We start from the raw sequence: 15,688 nt of genomic DNA on the forward strand, positions 1-15,688 counted from the left end.
GGCAAAGCGTTTTGTTTAAAAGGAGACGATGATGGGATTAACACCAGATGAAATTTTAAATCATGAATTTACTAAAAAGGGCGCACGTGCGTATGTTGCCTCTGAAGTTGATGCCTTTTTGGATCAAATCAACAGTGATTACGAAGCACTCATTGCAGATCGTGACCGCTTAGTTCATGAAAATGCACAATTACAAGTTCGCGTGGATGAATTAGAAGCTAAGCGCGAACAAGTTAACCAATCAATTTTTGTTGCCCAAGAGGCCGCTGATCGCTTAAAGCAAGATGCTGATGCTGAAGTTAAAAAGCAGTTGATGCATGCACAAGAATCTGCGACAAAGATTATTAGCGATGCACGGACAAAGGCTGCAGCAGAAGCGACATATCTTGCAGAAGAAAATGCTGCTTTGGTTGCTGAACAAAACCTATTGCGTGCCGAAGTGGAAAGTTTCAAAGATTCCTTCTTGAAATTATTGGCACAACAGCGTACACTATTAGAAAATGGTGATTTAGCGGAAGCTGTTCATCGTTTACCAATGGGTGAAGCGACAGCTCACCGCATTGGGCAAGTGGCTGTTGAATCAACATCAGTTGATGATGTCGTTGAAGAAGAAGTGATTGCTGAAGCAGTGGTCGCTGAATCTGAACAAGGACCAGTTGTCGTGTTTCCCGAAGCGGAAACGCCAAATCATAATTAATAAAAAGCGTAACACAGAAAGATTGGTTAACATACGTCAAGCGAGTCATGGTGGTTGGAGATGACCGTCCCTGTAACCTTTCAGATCAGTTATTGAGTTTGTTGGACTGAACGAGTAGTAAGTTCAAACGGTGCAGATCGTTAACACTGACTTGAGGGGTGTTTTATGCACTCGAATCTGGGTGGTACCACGCGAAAGCGTCCCTAGGCATTTGCCTAGGGACGCTTTTTTATGGCTTATCATTTGAAAAAATCAAATAGGAGACAATTGATGAAATATAAAGACACATTAAACTTAGGAAAAACTGATTTTCCAATGCGTGGGTCATTGCCCAAGACAGAACCAGTACGCCAACAAAAGTGGTATGATGAAAATCTGTACCAAAAGCGTTTGGCACAAAATGAAACCAAGCCACATTTTAATTTACATGATGGCCCACCATATGCCAACGGGAACATTCACCTTGGTCACGCTTTGAATAAAATTTCAAAAGATATTATTGTCCGTTATAAGAATATGGCCGGCTTTTATGCCCCATATGTACCTGGTTGGGATACGCATGGCTTGCCAATCGAACAACAATTGACCAAGGCCGGCCATGATCGTAAGTCAATGCCAAAGGCCGCTTGGCGTGATTTGGCCAAGGCCTTTGCCTTAGAGCAAGTTGATAAGCAACGCCAAGACTTTAAGCGCTTGGGCATTATGGCCGACTGGGAAAACCCTTATATTACGCTACAACCAGAGTTTGAAGCCGCGCAAGTTCGTGTCTTTGGTGAAATGGCGGGTAAGGGCTACATCTTTAAGGGCTCAAAGCCGGTTTATTGGTCATGGTCATCTGAATCAGCATTGGCTGAAGCGGAAATTGAATATCATGATATTGATTCAACGTCACTTTACTATGCCAACCGCGTGAAAGATGGCAAGGGCATCCTTGATTCAGATACATACTTAGTGGTTTGGACGACAACACCATTTACGGTGACAGCTTCACGTGGGATTACACTTGGCCCTGACATGGATTATGTTGTGGTACAACCTGAAGGGGAAACGCGTAAATTTGTCGTTGCAGCCGGTCGTTTAGAAGCCATTGCGCCTAAGTTTGGCTGGGACAAGTATGAAGTACTTGCTACTTACAAGGGCCGTGAATTAGACCGTATCACAGCTTATCACCCATGGGATGAAGACGTTGAAGAACTCGTGATGAATGGGGATCACGTGACGCTCGATTCTGGTACTGGATTAGTTCATACAGCACCTGGATTTGGTGAAGATGACTTTAACGTTGGAAAAGCATATGGTCTTGAAGTTGCGGTGACAGTTGACGAAAAGGGCTACATGACTAAGAATGCTGGTGCAGACTTTGAAGGTAAGTTCTATGATGACGTCGTTGGTCTTGTGATTAACAAATTATCTGAAGCTAATCTTTTCTTGGCCAAAGAAAAGATTACCCATTCTTATCCATTTGACTGGCGGACAAAGAAGCCAATCATTTGGCGTGCCGTGCCACAATGGTTTGCCTCAGTTGAAAAGTTCCGTCAAAATATCTTAGATGAATTAGACAACGTGAATTTCTATCCTGAATGGGGTAAGAAGCGTTTGTACAACATGATTCGTGACCGTGGTGACTGGGTCATCTCACGTCAACGTGTTTGGGGTGTGCCATTGCCGATTTTCTATGCGGAAGATCAAACACCAATTCTTGATCAAGCGGTAATCAATCATGTCGCTGATTTGTTTGAAAAGCATGGTTCAAACTATTGGTTTGAACATGAAGCTAAAGACTTATTGCCTGAAGGCTATACCAACGAACATTCACCAAATGGTATCTTCACTAAGGAAGAAGACATTATGGATGTGTGGTTTGATTCTGGTTCGTCTTGGGCAGGGGTCATGGACACACGCGAACATCTCGATTACCCAGCAGATTTGTATTTGGAAGGGTCTGACCAATACCGTGGTTGGTTCAACTCATCATTGATTACGTCAGTGGCGGCAACTGGTCATGCACCATATAAAAATGTGTTGTCACAAGGCTTTACACTCGATGGCAAGGGCAACAAGATGTCAAAGTCATTAGGAAACACGATTTCACCGCTTGATGTGGCGGATCAAATGGGGATTGAAATTCTCCGTTTGTGGACAATTTCTGTGGATACCTCACAAGATATGCCAGTGTCAAACGAGATTTTGAAGCAAGTATCTGAAAGCTATCGTAAGTTACGGAATACGTTGCGTTTCTTGATGGCTAACACTTCTGACTTTAACTATGCAACAGATGCAGTACCATTTGCTGATCGTGCTGGCCACGATCAATACTTCTCAGTCTTGTTAAATAACTTTGTCAAGGATATCCGTGGCTATTACGACAACTATCAATTCAACGACATCTTTAAGCGGATGATTAATTTTGTTAACGTTGACTTGTCAGCGTTCTACTTGGACATTGCCAAGGACGTTGTCTATGTTGAAGCGCCAACGGGTCATGCGCGTCGCTCAATGCAAACAGTCTTCTACGAAACATTGTTGGCACTGACGAAGTTGATGTTGCCAATTTTGCCACATACAGCTGAAGAAGTATGGGAATACCTACCAAACGAAACAGCAGCATTTGCTTACTTATCAGAAATGCCAGAAGTGCAAGATCTTGGAGATACCAGTGACCTATTGGCCAACTGGGCTGCCTTTATGACCATGCGTGATGCAGCCAATAAGGCATTAGAAGAAGCACGATCAGCTGAATTGATTGGTAAGAACGCAGAGGCAGCGTTGACGTTGTATTTGACCGCTGAACAGGCCCAAATGTTGGCTGATCTTAACGCCGATGTGCGACTTTTGTTGATGGTATCACAGTTGCATATCGAAGACGAAGCGCAAGCCGGCGATGCCAAGTCTTATGATGGTGTTCGAATTAAGGTCACCCACGCGGCCGGTGGCGTGTCACCACGTGATCGTATGTATCACGAAGATTTGGGTGCTGATCCAGCTTTCCCAGAATTATCAAAGCACGAAGCAGAAATTATTCGTGAATTCTATCCGGAAGCATTAACTGAAGGTTTTGAATAAATAGGTTAAAAAGTTACGATGTTGCATCGTAACTTTTTTATTACAATCAACTATGTTAACGCTTACATTTCATTTCAAATCGCGTTATACTAGATTTAAAATGATAAGATTTAGTATGAAGGAGATAGACATCACATGGCCATGGACAACAAGAAGATGATGCTGGTTTGTGATCAGACACCAACGGTTACCCGATTGGTGTCGGCAATAAAAAAAGCGGCCACGGCACAAGAAAAAAGCTATACAATTATTGTGACATCTCAGTCCCATGTTGACGAGCAATTGCGTGCGGTGCAGCCAGATATTGTTTTACTGACACCTGAATTAGCTTATCTTAAGACGGAAATGCAACGTCAAACTGATGAGTTTGGGGTGTTATTAGCAGTGATTAATTTAAGTGATTATACGCAAATGGCTGGTGCCAATATCTTGTTAACAGCAGAACAATTGCTGGTCACTTAGCCGGGCATGTGGGACGTCGTGTCTAAACATTGTGTTCAACATATAACATGAGATACAATAGATTTATCATATAGGAGGGCAGTTAAACAGGCGATGTTTTAACTGATAAATTATGACAAATCAAAAAACGAGATACTATATTATGACAACTTTGTTTGTGGCAATTGTATTTGTCCAAACACTGGTGCCCTGGTTAGGCACGATGCCATTGGGGGCTTTTGTTATCGGCGCTAGTGCGACGATTGTTCAGTTTACAGTGGCGCTTGCAGGGATTATTTTAGGACCCAAATATGGGGCGATTGTTGGCTTCTTTTGGGGAATGAGTTCGTTTTTCAATGCGTTAACGCATCCGGGGACAATTGGTTCGTTAATGTTTCAAAACCCACTGACGGCTTTGTTACCACGTATTTTGGTCGGGTTGATCATCGGCTGGTTATTTAACCGATTCTTACGGCAACGTCCCGTTGCAGTGCGTACGCTTGGTTTGGGATTGTTAGGTATTTTAGCAGCTTTGATCAATACGGTTGGTGTGGTGTTACTAACCGCAATTGGCTTCACTGTGATGCAGACGAACTTCACTGGCATTCCAAACCACAATTTGCTGGGCTGGTTAATTAGCATCGTATCATTTAATGCGATTTTTGAGATCATTGTGGGCTGCATTCTCGTGATGGTGATTGGTAACGTGATTGTGCCAATTGCTGCGCGTGCAGGCCTAACTGGTGGGACAAAATAAAAAGCTGTGGCTCGTATTAGCCACAGCTTTTTTCATGCACTAACCCAGACTCGAACTGGGAGCAAAGACTTAGGAGGTCCCCGTTTTATCCCGTTAAACTATTAGTGCGAACTATCATATTATACCGTAATTTTACCGAAAAACAAAATGACACACGTGCAAAAGTGGCCTGATAAACGTTTAAATGATAGGTTGACAATGTTTTGTGAGTGTGTTTTAATGTAATTATTAAATATAGAAGAGAAATATCACATGACCTTATCAGCACAAACAAACACACAAATTATTATCAGCATTATCATTATCTCGTGATAGGTGCTGACAATTTGTGGTGCCTATCAATGTAAGATTGATAGGCAGCTGATGACCGTTACGGGCACGCTGCAATTTTATTGCAGCGTGCCTTTTTGTTTTATTTCAGTGGAGGGAAAAAGATGACATTAACTGACGAACAAGCGGCCCTTGCGCAGCAACTATTTGAGGCTTATCAGCAGCACACGCCGTTGGATCAAGCAGATTTTGTGGATACGGTGTCTGATTTTGAGACAGCTTATCAAGTACAAGATGCCGTTATGGCACAAAAAGATGTGCCAACAGCTGGCTATAAAGTGTCGCTCACGTCACCAGAGACGAAGGCGATGTTTGCAGCCGATGCGCCATTGTATGGGGCACAAGTGGCGGATAAATTTTTACCATCTGGTACTGACTTACAGTTAACCGATTTTAATGAACCCTTGGTTGAAGTCGAGTTACTCTTTACGGCGAAAGTGGCTTTAACACCTGATATGTCTGTCGAAACCTTATTGAAAAATACCTGGGTTGCGCCAGCTTTAGAAGTACCAGACGCCCGTTTTAAAGATTGGTTTCCGACCTTAAATAAGTACCTTGTTTTGAGTGATTGTGCAGTAGGTGGCGCAGTAGTTGCCGGTGACAATCGCGATGGCGCTACCTTAGCGGTTGCCGAATTGGCTGATGTGCAAGCCACACTAACCCATAATGACACGATGGTTGCGCAAGGGACAGGGGCAGCGGTGTTAGACAATCCCGTGTTAGCATTGCACTGGTTAGTGGGCAAATTAGCGGCACAAGGAAAAGACTTCCCAGCAGGTACAAAGGCGTCAACGGGGACATTCTTATTGCCACCACAACTCACCGCTGGTCAATGGCGTGCCACTTTTACCGATGGCTTTGGTGAAGTAGTCGTCAACGTGAAAGGAAAGTAAGCGACATGACAAATAAAAAACTCACTTGGCAACAACTAGTTTTGATTGCTTCATTAATCTTCGGGATGTTCTTTGGCGCTGGCAATTTGATTTTTCCAGTCCAATTAGGCCAGCTCGCTGGTGGTAATTGGCTACCAGCAACACTTGGTTTCTTAGTGACAGGGACGGTGGTGCCGTTTCTCGCTATGCTCGCTGTCAGTGTCACCCACGGTCGGAGTGTTTATGATGTTGCCAAGCCGGTTGGTCATTGGTTTGGCTTGGCGTTTCTGGTTGCCATTCATTTGACGATTGGGCCATTTTTCGGCACACCCCGTACAGCCGCAACCGCCTTTTCAATGGGGGTTGCCCCATTTTTGGCACCAAAAGATCAAGGGCTCGGTATGCTGTTATTTTCAGGCGTCTTTTTCGGGTTAGCTTACTATTTAACGGTCAAACAATCTGGTTTGATGAAGTGGGTCGGGAAATATTTAAATCCACTGTTTCTCGCATTGTTGCTCGTCGTCTTGTTGTTGGCGCTCGTGATGCCAATGGGAAGTACGCATCAAGCGGTGAGTGCAACGTATCAAGCCCATGCTGGTTTTCAAGGTATTTTAGATGGTTATAATACCATGGATGGCATTGCTTTGTTAGCCTTAGCTGTTTCAGTGGTCTATGCCGTGAAAGCGTTAGGATTCCGTGATGCGCAAGTCTCACAAGTTTTGGCAAAAGCCGGCTTACTCAGTATTGTGGCGGAAGCGGTGTTATATGCCGCATTGGTATTGCTTGGGGTGACGAGTTTAGGACAATTTAAGGCCGCTGCTAACGGTGGCGACGCTTTTGCCCAAATCGTTGCACATTATGCTGGTAATTTTGGGACGGCTTTGACAGGCGTCGTGGTGACATTAGCTGTCTTTACCACGGCGATGGGCTTATTTGTCTCATTTGCCCAAGATATGCATTTGGTATTTCCCAAAGTGAGTTATTTATGGTTTTTGCGGGTCATCGCCTTTGGGTCATTTGTCACAGCAAATGCGGGCTTGACGAACATTGTGGCTTGGTCAGTCCCTGTCTTAATGTTTTTATATCCAATTTCACTGGTGTTAATTATGCTATCGCTGACGGCAAAATATTTCAATTACGCACCGGTTGTCTATCGCAGTGTGGTGGGCTTTGTTGTCTTGCCAGCGCTACTAGATGCTTTGGCTAGTTCACCCTTTATGTCCGGTAAATTGGCGCAACAAGTTGTGAATACTTACCATCAATTAATCCCATTTTCAGCCTTGGGATTTGGCTGGTTGGTTCCAGCTGCGGTTGGGGCGTTTGTTGGTCTTGGTGCTTATAGTTTGGCCCAAATGACGCAAAAATCCAGCGTGACAGTAAAAGTTGATGAGTCGTTTTAACCTTTAGAAAATCCCCATATTGGGGCTTTTTTGTTATAATAGACACAGTAACTAATTGGAAGGAACGCGTGGTAGGTTTATTTTACCCGCGAAATTGATTATCATGGGAAAATTTGTTGAGATGGATCATCCCTTGATCCAACATAAGCTAACAATGATTCGTCAAAAGAATGTGGGCACAAAAGATTTTCGTGCACTGGTTGACGAAATTGCAATGCTCATGACTTATGAAGCAAGTCGTGATTTACAATTAGAAGATGTGGTGATTGAAACACCCGTGGCAACGACAACGAAGAAGCAATTAGCCGGTAAGAAATTGGCGGTTGTGCCAATCCTGCGTGCTGGTTTGGGCATGGTTGATGGCATTGTACAACTCATTCCAGCTGCAAAAATTGGTCATATTGGGATGTATCGTGATGAAGAAACTTTGGAGCCAGTGGAGTATTTCATCAAGTTACCAGAAGATATTGACCAACGTGATGTCTTGCTTGTTGATCCAATGTTAGCAACAGGTGGTTCGGCCAAGGATGCGATTTCTGCTTTAAAGAAGCGCGGGGCCAAAAACATCAAGTTGATTACGTTAGTTTCAGCACCAGAAGGGGTGAAAGCCGTGCAAGACGCACATCCAGACGTGGATATTTATACTGGCTCACTGGATGATGGCTTAAATGAAAATGGTTATATTGTACCAGGTCTCGGGGATGCCGGCGATCGTTTGTTTGGGACAATGTAATTTTGAAAGACTTGCGTGCAAGTCTTTTTTATTAAAATAAAATTAATTAAATTAAAAGTGTTGACATTATCTTTTAAGTTGTGTATAGTAATACTCATCAAGAAACAAGCAAGTAATTGCTCAAAAGGGAGAACGCTCATGACACAAACATTTAATCAGCAAGTTAACCACACACTCCTCCTCAACCTCCTTCTCATCTGAGTCTAGTAGGTTGTTATTTGAGCAAATCAGCTACTAGACTTTTGCAAAGTGTAGTGGCTGGTTAGGAAAAAATACGTGTAAACGTCCTAACGAGCAATCGTTGGGGCGTTTTCTTGTTCCCGATGATTGCACGGCTCAATTGAAGTGTAAATGAAAGGGAATTAAGATTATGGCACAAAATGCAATGACAGCAGCAAGTCCAGTGGACACAGAACATATCCAAGAAAAAGCGGTTGAAGCCAAGGCGTCAATGCGCGAACTCGTTTATAATACGTCAGCAGCAGTATCCAATGCGATTTTGGTCACATTGGGGATGGGGTTATTGTTACAAACCATTGCGGGATTTATTAATTGGGCGCCAATGGTGCAAATGGGTGCGATCACAAAAATTATGTTGCCAGCCGCCTTTGGGGCTGCGGTGGCGTCACAAATGAAAACCAATACAATGGTGATGTTTAGTGCCATGGCTGCTTCAACTGTTGGGGCTAATGCGGTGTTCTTTAGCTCATCTGCCGTGCAAGGGGTAACAGCTACTGGTTATGCTGGCTCACAAGCGGCTGGTTCGGCAATCATTACGACCGGCCAACCAATTTCTGCCGTGCTTGCCGCGGTGATTGCAGTTGTCTTTGGTAAATGGTTGAGTGGCAAGACGCCGTTAGATATGGTCATTGTACCAGCGGCTACTACAATTGTGGGCACGGTGAGTGGTTACTATTTGGCCATGATTACCACACCGGCGTTGGTAGCAGTTGGGCAATTCATTGCGGCAAGTGTTGCGATTAGTCCAATTATCGGGACAGCAGTTGTGGCAATGGTTTTTGGGGCCTTGACGATGACGCCCGCATCCGCTGCGGCTTTGGCTGTAGCGATTGGGGCTACTGGGGTGACCTCTCCAGAAGCCGCCGGTGCCATTTTGATTGGGACAACTGCAGTATTCGTTGGATTCCCAGCAATGTCATTTCATGAAAATAAGATTGGGGCCACAATTGCTCAAGGTATCGTGACACCAAAAATTCAGTTTCCAAACTTAACTGAAAATCCAGCCTTGATTATCCCACCGATGGTAGGGGCAGCGATTGCAGCGCCGATTGCAACGATGGTCTTTCATGTAACAGCACCGTTTGCGATGGCGGGTATTGGTTTTAACTCATTTATCGTCCCATTGGCTTTGGCCGGTTCGAACCCAATCGCGTTTGCAGCTTATATGATCATCGGCGTTGCCATTCCTATGGTGGTATCCTTTGTTGGCTACCGTTTGATGCGCAAGATGGGCTGGGCAAAACCAAACCAATTGCATTTGGAAATGATCTAAGCCATCGCGCTAAGGGGAAAAGTAATGAAAAAAATAATCGTAATCGTTATCGCATTTGTCGTGGTTATTGGGGCTGTCATCGGCATTGGCATGACGAAAAAATCAGCCAATGCGTCGCGTTCGGTGATCAAAATTGGTGGTGTGTTTGACACCTCTGGTGATGCATCAGCTTATGGTGAGGCGGAACAAAAAGGGGCAAACTTTGCTGTGAAGCGGATTAACGCTGCTGGTGGAATTAAAGTGAATGGCAAAACTTATACTGTTGAAATGATTAATAAAGACAGTAAGTCAGACAATACGGAAGCCGCAGCGGTCACAACGCGTTTAATCAACAATGATAAAGTGAATGCCATTGTTGGACCAGTCACAACAGCGGCTACGCAAGCAGCCATACCAGCTGCCACTAAAGGGCAAACCCCAATGATGTCACCAACTGCTGGGGCAGATAGCATTACAGTGCAAAAAGGTGGTAAAGTACAACCTTATGTCTTCCGGGCGCAATTTAAAAATTCTTATTTGGGTACCAAAATGGCACAATTTGCTGACGATCAAGTGAAAGCAAAAAATGTTGTTATTTTCCAAGATAATGCATCAGATTACGGGACGGGCATTACGGCAGCTTTCAAAAAAGCCTACAAGGGTCATGTGGTAGACACGCTATCTTACCAAGCTGGTGATAAAGATTTCCAAGCCATGTTGACTAAAATTAAAGATCAGAAGTTTGATGCCATTGTGATTAATGGCTATTACACAGAAGCTGGTGCTATTTTGAAACAAGCACGTGACATGGGCATTAACGTACCAGTGATTGGCCCTGACGGTTTGGGTGATCCAAAGTTGGCAGAAATTGCTGGTAACCAAAATACGTCAAACGTCTATTATGCGGCGCATTTTTCAACGCAGGCACCAGCTACAGATGTCGCAACACCATTTGTGACAGCTTACAAGAAGGCATATGGCGAAGTACCGTCACAATTTACAGCATTGGCTTATGATGCCGTTTACATGATTAAGCAAGCGATTGAGGATGAAAAGTCGATTGATCGCGCAAAAATTACCACAGGCTTAGCGCATATCAAAAACTTTGATGGTGTGACGGGGAAGATGACGATGGATGCGTTCCATAACCCCCAAAAGTCAATTGTCATGGTCGGTGTGACCGATGGTAAAGATACAACTGCAATGGTTGTGAAATAAGGGGCTGAACTGTGGCAAGTATTTTACAACAGTTGCTAAACGGTGTGATATTGGGCAGTGTTTATGCTTTATTAGCTTTGGGTTACACCATGGTCTATGGCATTATCAAGTTAATTAATTTTGCACACGGCGATGTGTATATGTTGGGGGCTTACTTTGGTTATTTTTTCATCAAAATTTGGCATCTGAATTTCTTTGTGGCCCTCATTCTATCGATGATTGTGAGCGCTGGTGTTGGGGTGTTAATTGAATTAATCGCCTATCGACCATTACGGCATTCACCACGTATTGCCGTCTTGATCTCAGCTTTAGGTGTCTCGTTTTTACTCGAAAATGGGATGAGTTATGCCGTTGGTTCGGATAAGCGCGCTTTTCCACAAGCGATTGCCACCGTACAATATCATGTTGGGCAATTGCAAATTTCTAATATTCAACTACTGATTATTGGTACGGCAGTGATATTGATGTTAGCGTTGACACTGATTGTCCAAAAAACAAAAATGGGGCGCGCTATGCGTGCCGTGTCGGCTGATCAAGAAGCTGCGGTGTTGATGGGAATTAATGTTAATCGCACCATCTCGTTTACTTTCGCCATTGGATCAGCTTTAGCGGCTGCGGGTGGGGTACTGATCGGCCTTTATTACAACAATATTGACCCGTTGATGGGCATGACGCCAGGGATTAAAGCGTTTGTGGCTGCTGTTCTTGGGGGCATTGGGATTATTCCAGGTGCCGCATTAGGTGGTTGGCTCATTGGTATTTTAGAAACCTTAACGCAAGCTGTTGGCTTATCTGATTACAAAGATGCTGTGGTATATGGCATTTTAATTCTGATTTTACTCTGGAAACCGACTGGTATTTTGGGTAATCAGGGGCGAGAAAAGGTGTAGACAATGGACCGAACACATTTGAAGTATACATTGAGTTGGGCAGGCTTGGTTGGCATGGTTTTTGTCCTAATTGAGGTGATGACCATTGTTGGGGTGATTGGCCAGTATGGGTTGACCACTTTGGTCTTAATCGGCATTAACGTGATTGCGGCAGTGGGCTTGAATTTAGTGATTGGCATGTCGGGGCAATTTTCGTTAGGCCATGCTGGTTTTATGGCCGTGGGCGCTTATGCCACGGCGTTGATTGCCAGTGCGGTGCCCAATATTTTAGGTTTTGGCCTGAGTTTGATCATTGGGATGGGCATTAGTGGTGTCATCGCGTTGCTTGTTGGTATCCCCACTTTACGACTACGGGGTGATTATCTGGCGATTGCCACACTTGGTGTCGCTGAAATTATTCGAATCGTGATTATTAACTTGAAAATAACGCGTGGGCCGGCTGGTATTTTTGGTATTCCTAATTTTGTCAATTGGCAGGTGGTCTTTGGCTTAAGCGTTGTCGTCATCGTCTTAGTTGTGAACTTTGTTCGAAGTACGACTGGACAAGCTATCATTGCCGTGCGTGATAATGAAATTGCTGCCGCCTCACTTGGGATCAATACGACCAAGTATAAAGTGATTGCCTTTGTGATTGGGGCGATGTTGGCTGCCTTGGCGGGTGGTCTTCGTGCCAGTTTTATTCAATCGGTTTCCCCACAAGATTATACCTTTATGCAAACCATCACCATTTTGATTATTGTGGTGTTAGGCGGGATTGGCTCGATGAGTGGCACAGTTGTCACAGCGGTTATTTTAGGAGTGTTGGACGTTGTCTTACAAAATTTTGGACCGCTCCGTATGGTCATTTACGCTGTTGTCTTAATTGTCGTCATGATTTTCCGACCAAAGGGATTGCTGGGAACAGCTGAATTGTCGTTAAAAACGTTATTGTTTGATACAGGGGGCGAGCATGACAACCATTCTAAAAACGCATGATTTAAGTATTGAATTTGGTGGTGTGACGGCCGTCAATCAGGTCAATATTGAAGCGCATGATAATGAATTGATTGGGTTAATTGGCCCAAACGGTGCAGGTAAAACCACGCTGTTCAATCTCTTAACTGGTGTGTATCAACCGACTACCGGAACCGTGACGATGTTTGATGGCCAGCAATTAGCAAACTTAAATGACTTGGCGCCACATCATCGCGCCCAACGCGGGATGGCGCGAACTTTCCAAAATATTCGGTTGTTTACCAGCCGGACCGTCTTGGAAAACGTATTGATTGCGATGACCACAACAAGTCAGGCCCAAATACTTGGGGCGTTGTTGCGAACGCCTAAGTTTTATCAAACAGAAGCTCATAAAAAACAACGCGCAATGACACTACTGGCAATGTTTGATATGACTGCTGTCGCTGATGAACTGGCGGGTAATTTACCTTATGGGCAACAGCGTCGTCTGGAAATCGTTCGCGCGTTGGCGACTGAACCTAAAATTTTATTTTTAGATGAACCGACTGCGGGGATGAATCCACAAGAAACACAGGATTTGACGCACTTAATTCAGCAGGTCCAGACGCAGTTTAACATGACAATTATTTTGATTGAACACGATATGAATCTGGTAATGGCGATTAGTCAACGTATTTACGTGTTAGAGTACGGTAAAGTCTTAGCAAGTGGGACGCCAAGTGAGATCCAACAGCATCCGGCCGTGATTAAGGCTTATCTAGGAGAGGACGTGTCATGACCGAACAAATCTTGCAAGTCACCAATCTGAGTATTCATTATGGGCCTATTAAAGCCGTGCAACAGGTTAATTTTGTCGTGAACCGTGGCGAAATTGTGACGTTGATTGGCGCTAATGGTGCGGGTAAAAGTACGATTCTGCGTGGTATTTCTGGCTTAGAAAAACCAGTGGCTGGTCAGATGTTATTTAATAGCCAAGACTTAAAGGGGCTGTCTTCTGAAACCCGTGTGCGACAGGGCATTGTGCAGGTCCCGGAAGGGCGTCATGTTTTCCCTGGGATGAGTGTGTTGGAGAATTTACGCTTAGGCGCTTATACCGTGCATAACAAACAACAGCTAACGGCAACGTTGGCGCATGTTTTTACCCTGTTTCCAATTTTAGCTGAGCGAAAAAACCAAGATGCAGCGACCTTATCTGGCGGTGAACAGCAAATGTTAGCGATTGGGCGAGCTTTAATGGCGCAACCAAAAATTATCTTGTTGGATGAGCCCTCAATGGGGTTAGCGCCACTTTATATCCAAAAAATATTTGCGATTATCCAACAGATTCGCCAAACCGGTGTCACGGTGTTGGTGATTGAACAAAATGCCCACCAAGCCCTTAAAATAGCCGATCGGGGTTATGTATTGGAAAGTGGCCAAGTTATGGCCACTGGGACTGGTACAGAATTACTCGCATCAAGTGACGTTAGAGCAGCTTACCTAGGCGGTTAAACTGGGTGGATAAGCATAAAAAAGCAATCTCAATGAGCTTGAGATTGCTTTTTAACATTTATTTATGCATGTAAGTCAATTTATAGTGTGTATTTTGATCAGGTAACCATTTAAATTTGAACAGCGTATGGGATTTCGTGCCCCAAATGTCGAGTAGGGCGGCAATTGCAATCAAGACCGGTGTTTGGGAGTCAAACGTGATGTTGAGTTGGTTATAAATGCCGTCGGGACGCATTTCGGTTTTGACACTGAGCAATTTTTTGGTATTGTGGGTAATGAGGTAACGGCCAACCATAAAGTTACCGGAGATGAGCCAGCCAAGCTGTCGGACATAGACAATATCGCCTAAATGACCGAAGGTTAGACTAATTGAACCGACGGTATGACCACGATATTTGAGAATGAAGCGTGGTAAAATGCCATACGACGTTTGCTCAATGCGCACTAAAACATTACCGCACATGTCTTGCACTTGTAGTTCGTCGTGTTTTTTACCAGACTGTCCGGACACTAAATAACAGGCTTGAAAATGCTCATTAAAGACGATATTCACGCCGTCTGCAATGCTATACCGTTGTCGAAGATAGTACCTTAACATGATTACCTCTTTGACCTTATTTTAACACGAAAGAAGCGTAAAAATGCCACTTGCTAACACATCATGGGCGCCATACATTAAAGCAACATTACCGCCAGAACAGATTACAGCGATACAACAATTTTTAGACACGGCGTACCAAACCCAGACCGTTTATCCACCAAGAGACAAGGTGTTTGCTGCATTAATGACAACATCTTTGCCACAAACAAAAGTAGTGATTATGGGACAAGATCCGTATCATGAAGTAGGGCAAGCGCAGGGGTTGAGTTTTTCAGTGCCCGATACTATCCCAGCACCGCCATCATTACGTAATATTTTAAAGGAATTAGCCACGGATATTGGGCCACGCCAATCTCATGATCTGACATCTTGGGCGCAACAAGGGGTGCTACTGCTCAATGCGGTGTTGACAGTACCGGCAGGTCAGGCAAATGGCCATGCGGGTCAGGTGTGGGAGCCACTGACAGATGCCATTATGACGACGGCATCAGCAGATGCATCGCCCAAGGTATTTATTTTGTGGGGAAAATATGCCCAATCTAAACGCCGCTTAATTGACGAATCAAAACACCTCGTGCTAACGTCTGCGCATCCCAGTCCGTTATCGGCTTATCGTGGTTTTTTTGGTAGTCGGCCATTTTCGCAAGCCAACGCCTTTTTAGCAGCGCAAAACCGAGAAACAATTGATTGGTTAAAATGAGTGAAAAAAATCACAAATTCGCAGACAAACATGGATTATTCTGTTACAA

General features: G+C 44.2%; 15 protein-coding genes and 1 tRNA gene. 14 read left to right on the forward strand and 2 right to left on the reverse strand.

Annotated features, from left to right (window positions below):
- Positions 1 to 31: 31 nt before the first annotated feature.
- The 4 genes from FGL80_RS05345 (at position 32) to FGL80_RS05360 (ending at position 4,958) form a co-directional block, all read left to right on the forward strand.
- Complete coding sequence (locus tag FGL80_RS05345; RefSeq protein WP_055308174.1) at positions 32 to 697, forward strand: DivIVA domain-containing protein; 666 nt, start codon at positions 32 to 34, stop codon at positions 695 to 697.
- A gap of 270 nt (positions 698 to 967) precedes the next feature.
- Entirely contained in the window at positions 968 to 3,760 is a 2,793-nt protein-coding gene (gene ileS, locus FGL80_RS05350; RefSeq protein ID WP_055308173.1) for an isoleucine--tRNA ligase, read from the forward strand.
- Between the two features lie 135 nt (positions 3,761 to 3,895).
- Positions 3,896 to 4,222 (forward strand): PTS sugar transporter subunit IIB, encoded by a 327-nt coding sequence (locus tag FGL80_RS05355; RefSeq protein WP_055308172.1) that lies wholly within the window; start codon positions 3,896 to 3,898, stop codon positions 4,220 to 4,222.
- Positions 4,223 to 4,334: 112 nt separating this feature from the next.
- Complete coding sequence (locus FGL80_RS05360; RefSeq protein WP_147001842.1) at positions 4,335 to 4,958, forward strand: ECF transporter S component; 624 nt, start codon at positions 4,335 to 4,337, stop codon at positions 4,956 to 4,958.
- 35 nt (positions 4,959 to 4,993) lie between these two features.
- On the opposite strand, the gene FGL80_RS05365 is transcribed toward FGL80_RS05360, so the two are convergent.
- Positions 4,994 to 5,066 (reverse strand) — tRNA-Arg (locus FGL80_RS05365).
- A gap of 326 nt (positions 5,067 to 5,392) precedes the next feature.
- On the opposite strand from FGL80_RS05365, the gene FGL80_RS05370 reads away from it, so the two are divergent.
- The 9 genes from FGL80_RS05370 to FGL80_RS05410 all read left to right on the forward strand — a co-directional run bounded on the left by FGL80_RS05370 (position 5,393) and on the right by FGL80_RS05410 (position 14,338).
- Positions 5,393 to 6,181, forward strand: a complete 789-nt coding sequence (locus FGL80_RS05370) for a 2-keto-4-pentenoate hydratase (RefSeq protein ID WP_055308170.1) — start codon at positions 5,393 to 5,395, stop codon at positions 6,179 to 6,181.
- A gap of 5 nt (positions 6,182 to 6,186) precedes the next feature.
- Complete coding sequence (brnQ, locus tag FGL80_RS05375) at positions 6,187 to 7,560, forward strand: branched-chain amino acid transport system II carrier protein (protein WP_055308169.1); 1,374 nt, start codon at positions 6,187 to 6,189, stop codon at positions 7,558 to 7,560.
- Between the two features lie 103 nt (positions 7,561 to 7,663).
- Positions 7,664 to 8,293 (forward strand): uracil phosphoribosyltransferase, encoded by a 630-nt coding sequence (gene upp, locus FGL80_RS05380; protein WP_010001948.1) that lies wholly within the window; start codon positions 7,664 to 7,666, stop codon positions 8,291 to 8,293.
- A gap of 370 nt (positions 8,294 to 8,663) precedes the next feature.
- A complete protein-coding gene (locus FGL80_RS05385) occupies positions 8,664 to 9,806 on the forward strand; it encodes a PTS sugar transporter subunit IIC (protein ID WP_055308168.1) in 1,143 nt (380 codons plus the stop codon).
- Positions 9,807 to 9,830: 24 nt separating this feature from the next.
- Positions 9,831 to 11,003 (forward strand): ABC transporter substrate-binding protein, encoded by a 1,173-nt coding sequence (locus tag FGL80_RS05390; RefSeq protein ID WP_055308167.1) that lies wholly within the window; start codon positions 9,831 to 9,833, stop codon positions 11,001 to 11,003.
- Positions 11,004 to 11,014: 11 nt separating this feature from the next.
- Positions 11,015 to 11,893, forward strand: a complete 879-nt coding sequence (locus FGL80_RS05395) for a branched-chain amino acid ABC transporter permease (protein ID WP_055308166.1) — start codon at positions 11,015 to 11,017, stop codon at positions 11,891 to 11,893.
- A gap of 3 nt (positions 11,894 to 11,896) precedes the next feature.
- Positions 11,897 to 12,868: a branched-chain amino acid ABC transporter permease gene (locus tag FGL80_RS05400; protein ID WP_055308165.1), complete on the forward strand. Its 972-nt coding sequence runs from the start codon at positions 11,897 to 11,899 to the stop codon at positions 12,866 to 12,868.
- Positions 12,843 to 13,625, forward strand: a complete 783-nt coding sequence (locus tag FGL80_RS05405) for an ABC transporter ATP-binding protein (RefSeq protein ID WP_055308164.1) — start codon at positions 12,843 to 12,845, stop codon at positions 13,623 to 13,625. The genes FGL80_RS05400 and FGL80_RS05405 overlap by 26 nt, the downstream gene beginning before the upstream one ends.
- Positions 13,622 to 14,338, forward strand: coding sequence for an ABC transporter ATP-binding protein (locus FGL80_RS05410; protein ID WP_055308163.1), 717 nt, complete (start codon positions 13,622 to 13,624; stop codon positions 14,336 to 14,338). Before FGL80_RS05405 ends, FGL80_RS05410 begins: the two co-directional genes overlap by 4 nt.
- Before the next feature lie 58 nt (positions 14,339 to 14,396).
- Here FGL80_RS05410 and FGL80_RS05415 read toward each other — a convergent pair whose 3' ends face one another.
- On the reverse strand, positions 14,397 to 14,936 hold the full coding sequence (locus tag FGL80_RS05415) for an LURP-one-related/scramblase family protein (protein ID WP_147001843.1): 540 nt from the start codon (positions 14,934 to 14,936) through the stop codon (positions 14,397 to 14,399).
- A 43-nt stretch (positions 14,937 to 14,979) separates the two neighbouring features.
- Between FGL80_RS05415 and FGL80_RS05420 the strand changes: the two genes are divergently transcribed.
- Positions 14,980 to 15,639: a uracil-DNA glycosylase gene (locus FGL80_RS05420; RefSeq protein ID WP_033192873.1), complete on the forward strand. Its 660-nt coding sequence runs from the start codon at positions 14,980 to 14,982 to the stop codon at positions 15,637 to 15,639.
- Positions 15,640 to 15,688 lie beyond the last annotated feature (49 nt).

Origin of the sequence: Leuconostoc lactis (assembly GCF_007954625.1) — a bacterium.
Classification (GTDB): Bacteria; Bacillota; Bacilli; order Lactobacillales; family Lactobacillaceae; genus Leuconostoc; species Leuconostoc lactis_A.

What these genes read in the sequence shown, in the direction of transcription:
- FGL80_RS05420 (WP_033192873.1), top strand. Translation starts at nt 14,980, where the DNA reads ATGCCACTTGCTAACACATCATGGGCGCCATACATTAAAGCAACATTA.
- FGL80_RS05355 (WP_055308172.1), top strand. Translation starts at nt 3,896, where the DNA reads ATGGCCATGGACAACAAGAAGATGATGCTGGTTTGTGATCAGACACCA.
- FGL80_RS05385 (WP_055308168.1), top strand. Translation starts at nt 8,664, where the DNA reads ATGGCACAAAATGCAATGACAGCAGCAAGTCCAGTGGACACAGAACAT.
- ileS (WP_055308173.1), top strand. Translation starts at nt 968, where the DNA reads ATGAAATATAAAGACACATTAAACTTAGGAAAAACTGATTTTCCAATG.
- FGL80_RS05345 (WP_055308174.1), top strand. Translation starts at nt 32, where the DNA reads ATGGGATTAACACCAGATGAAATTTTAAATCATGAATTTACTAAAAAG.
- upp (WP_010001948.1), top strand. Translation starts at nt 7,664, where the DNA reads ATGGGAAAATTTGTTGAGATGGATCATCCCTTGATCCAACATAAGCTA.
- FGL80_RS05410 (WP_055308163.1), top strand. Translation starts at nt 13,622, where the DNA reads ATGACCGAACAAATCTTGCAAGTCACCAATCTGAGTATTCATTATGGG.
- FGL80_RS05415 (WP_147001843.1), bottom strand. Translation starts at nt 14,936, where the DNA reads ATGTTAAGGTACTATCTTCGACAACGGTATAGCATTGCAGACGGCGTG.
- FGL80_RS05360 (WP_147001842.1), top strand. Translation starts at nt 4,335, where the DNA reads ATGACAAATCAAAAAACGAGATACTATATTATGACAACTTTGTTTGTG.
- brnQ (WP_055308169.1), top strand. Translation starts at nt 6,187, where the DNA reads ATGACAAATAAAAAACTCACTTGGCAACAACTAGTTTTGATTGCTTCA.
- FGL80_RS05405 (WP_055308164.1), top strand. Translation starts at nt 12,843, where the DNA reads ATGACAACCATTCTAAAAACGCATGATTTAAGTATTGAATTTGGTGGT.
- FGL80_RS05390 (WP_055308167.1), top strand. Translation starts at nt 9,831, where the DNA reads ATGAAAAAAATAATCGTAATCGTTATCGCATTTGTCGTGGTTATTGGG.
- FGL80_RS05370 (WP_055308170.1), top strand. Translation starts at nt 5,393, where the DNA reads ATGACATTAACTGACGAACAAGCGGCCCTTGCGCAGCAACTATTTGAG.
- FGL80_RS05400 (WP_055308165.1), top strand. Translation starts at nt 11,897, where the DNA reads ATGGACCGAACACATTTGAAGTATACATTGAGTTGGGCAGGCTTGGTT.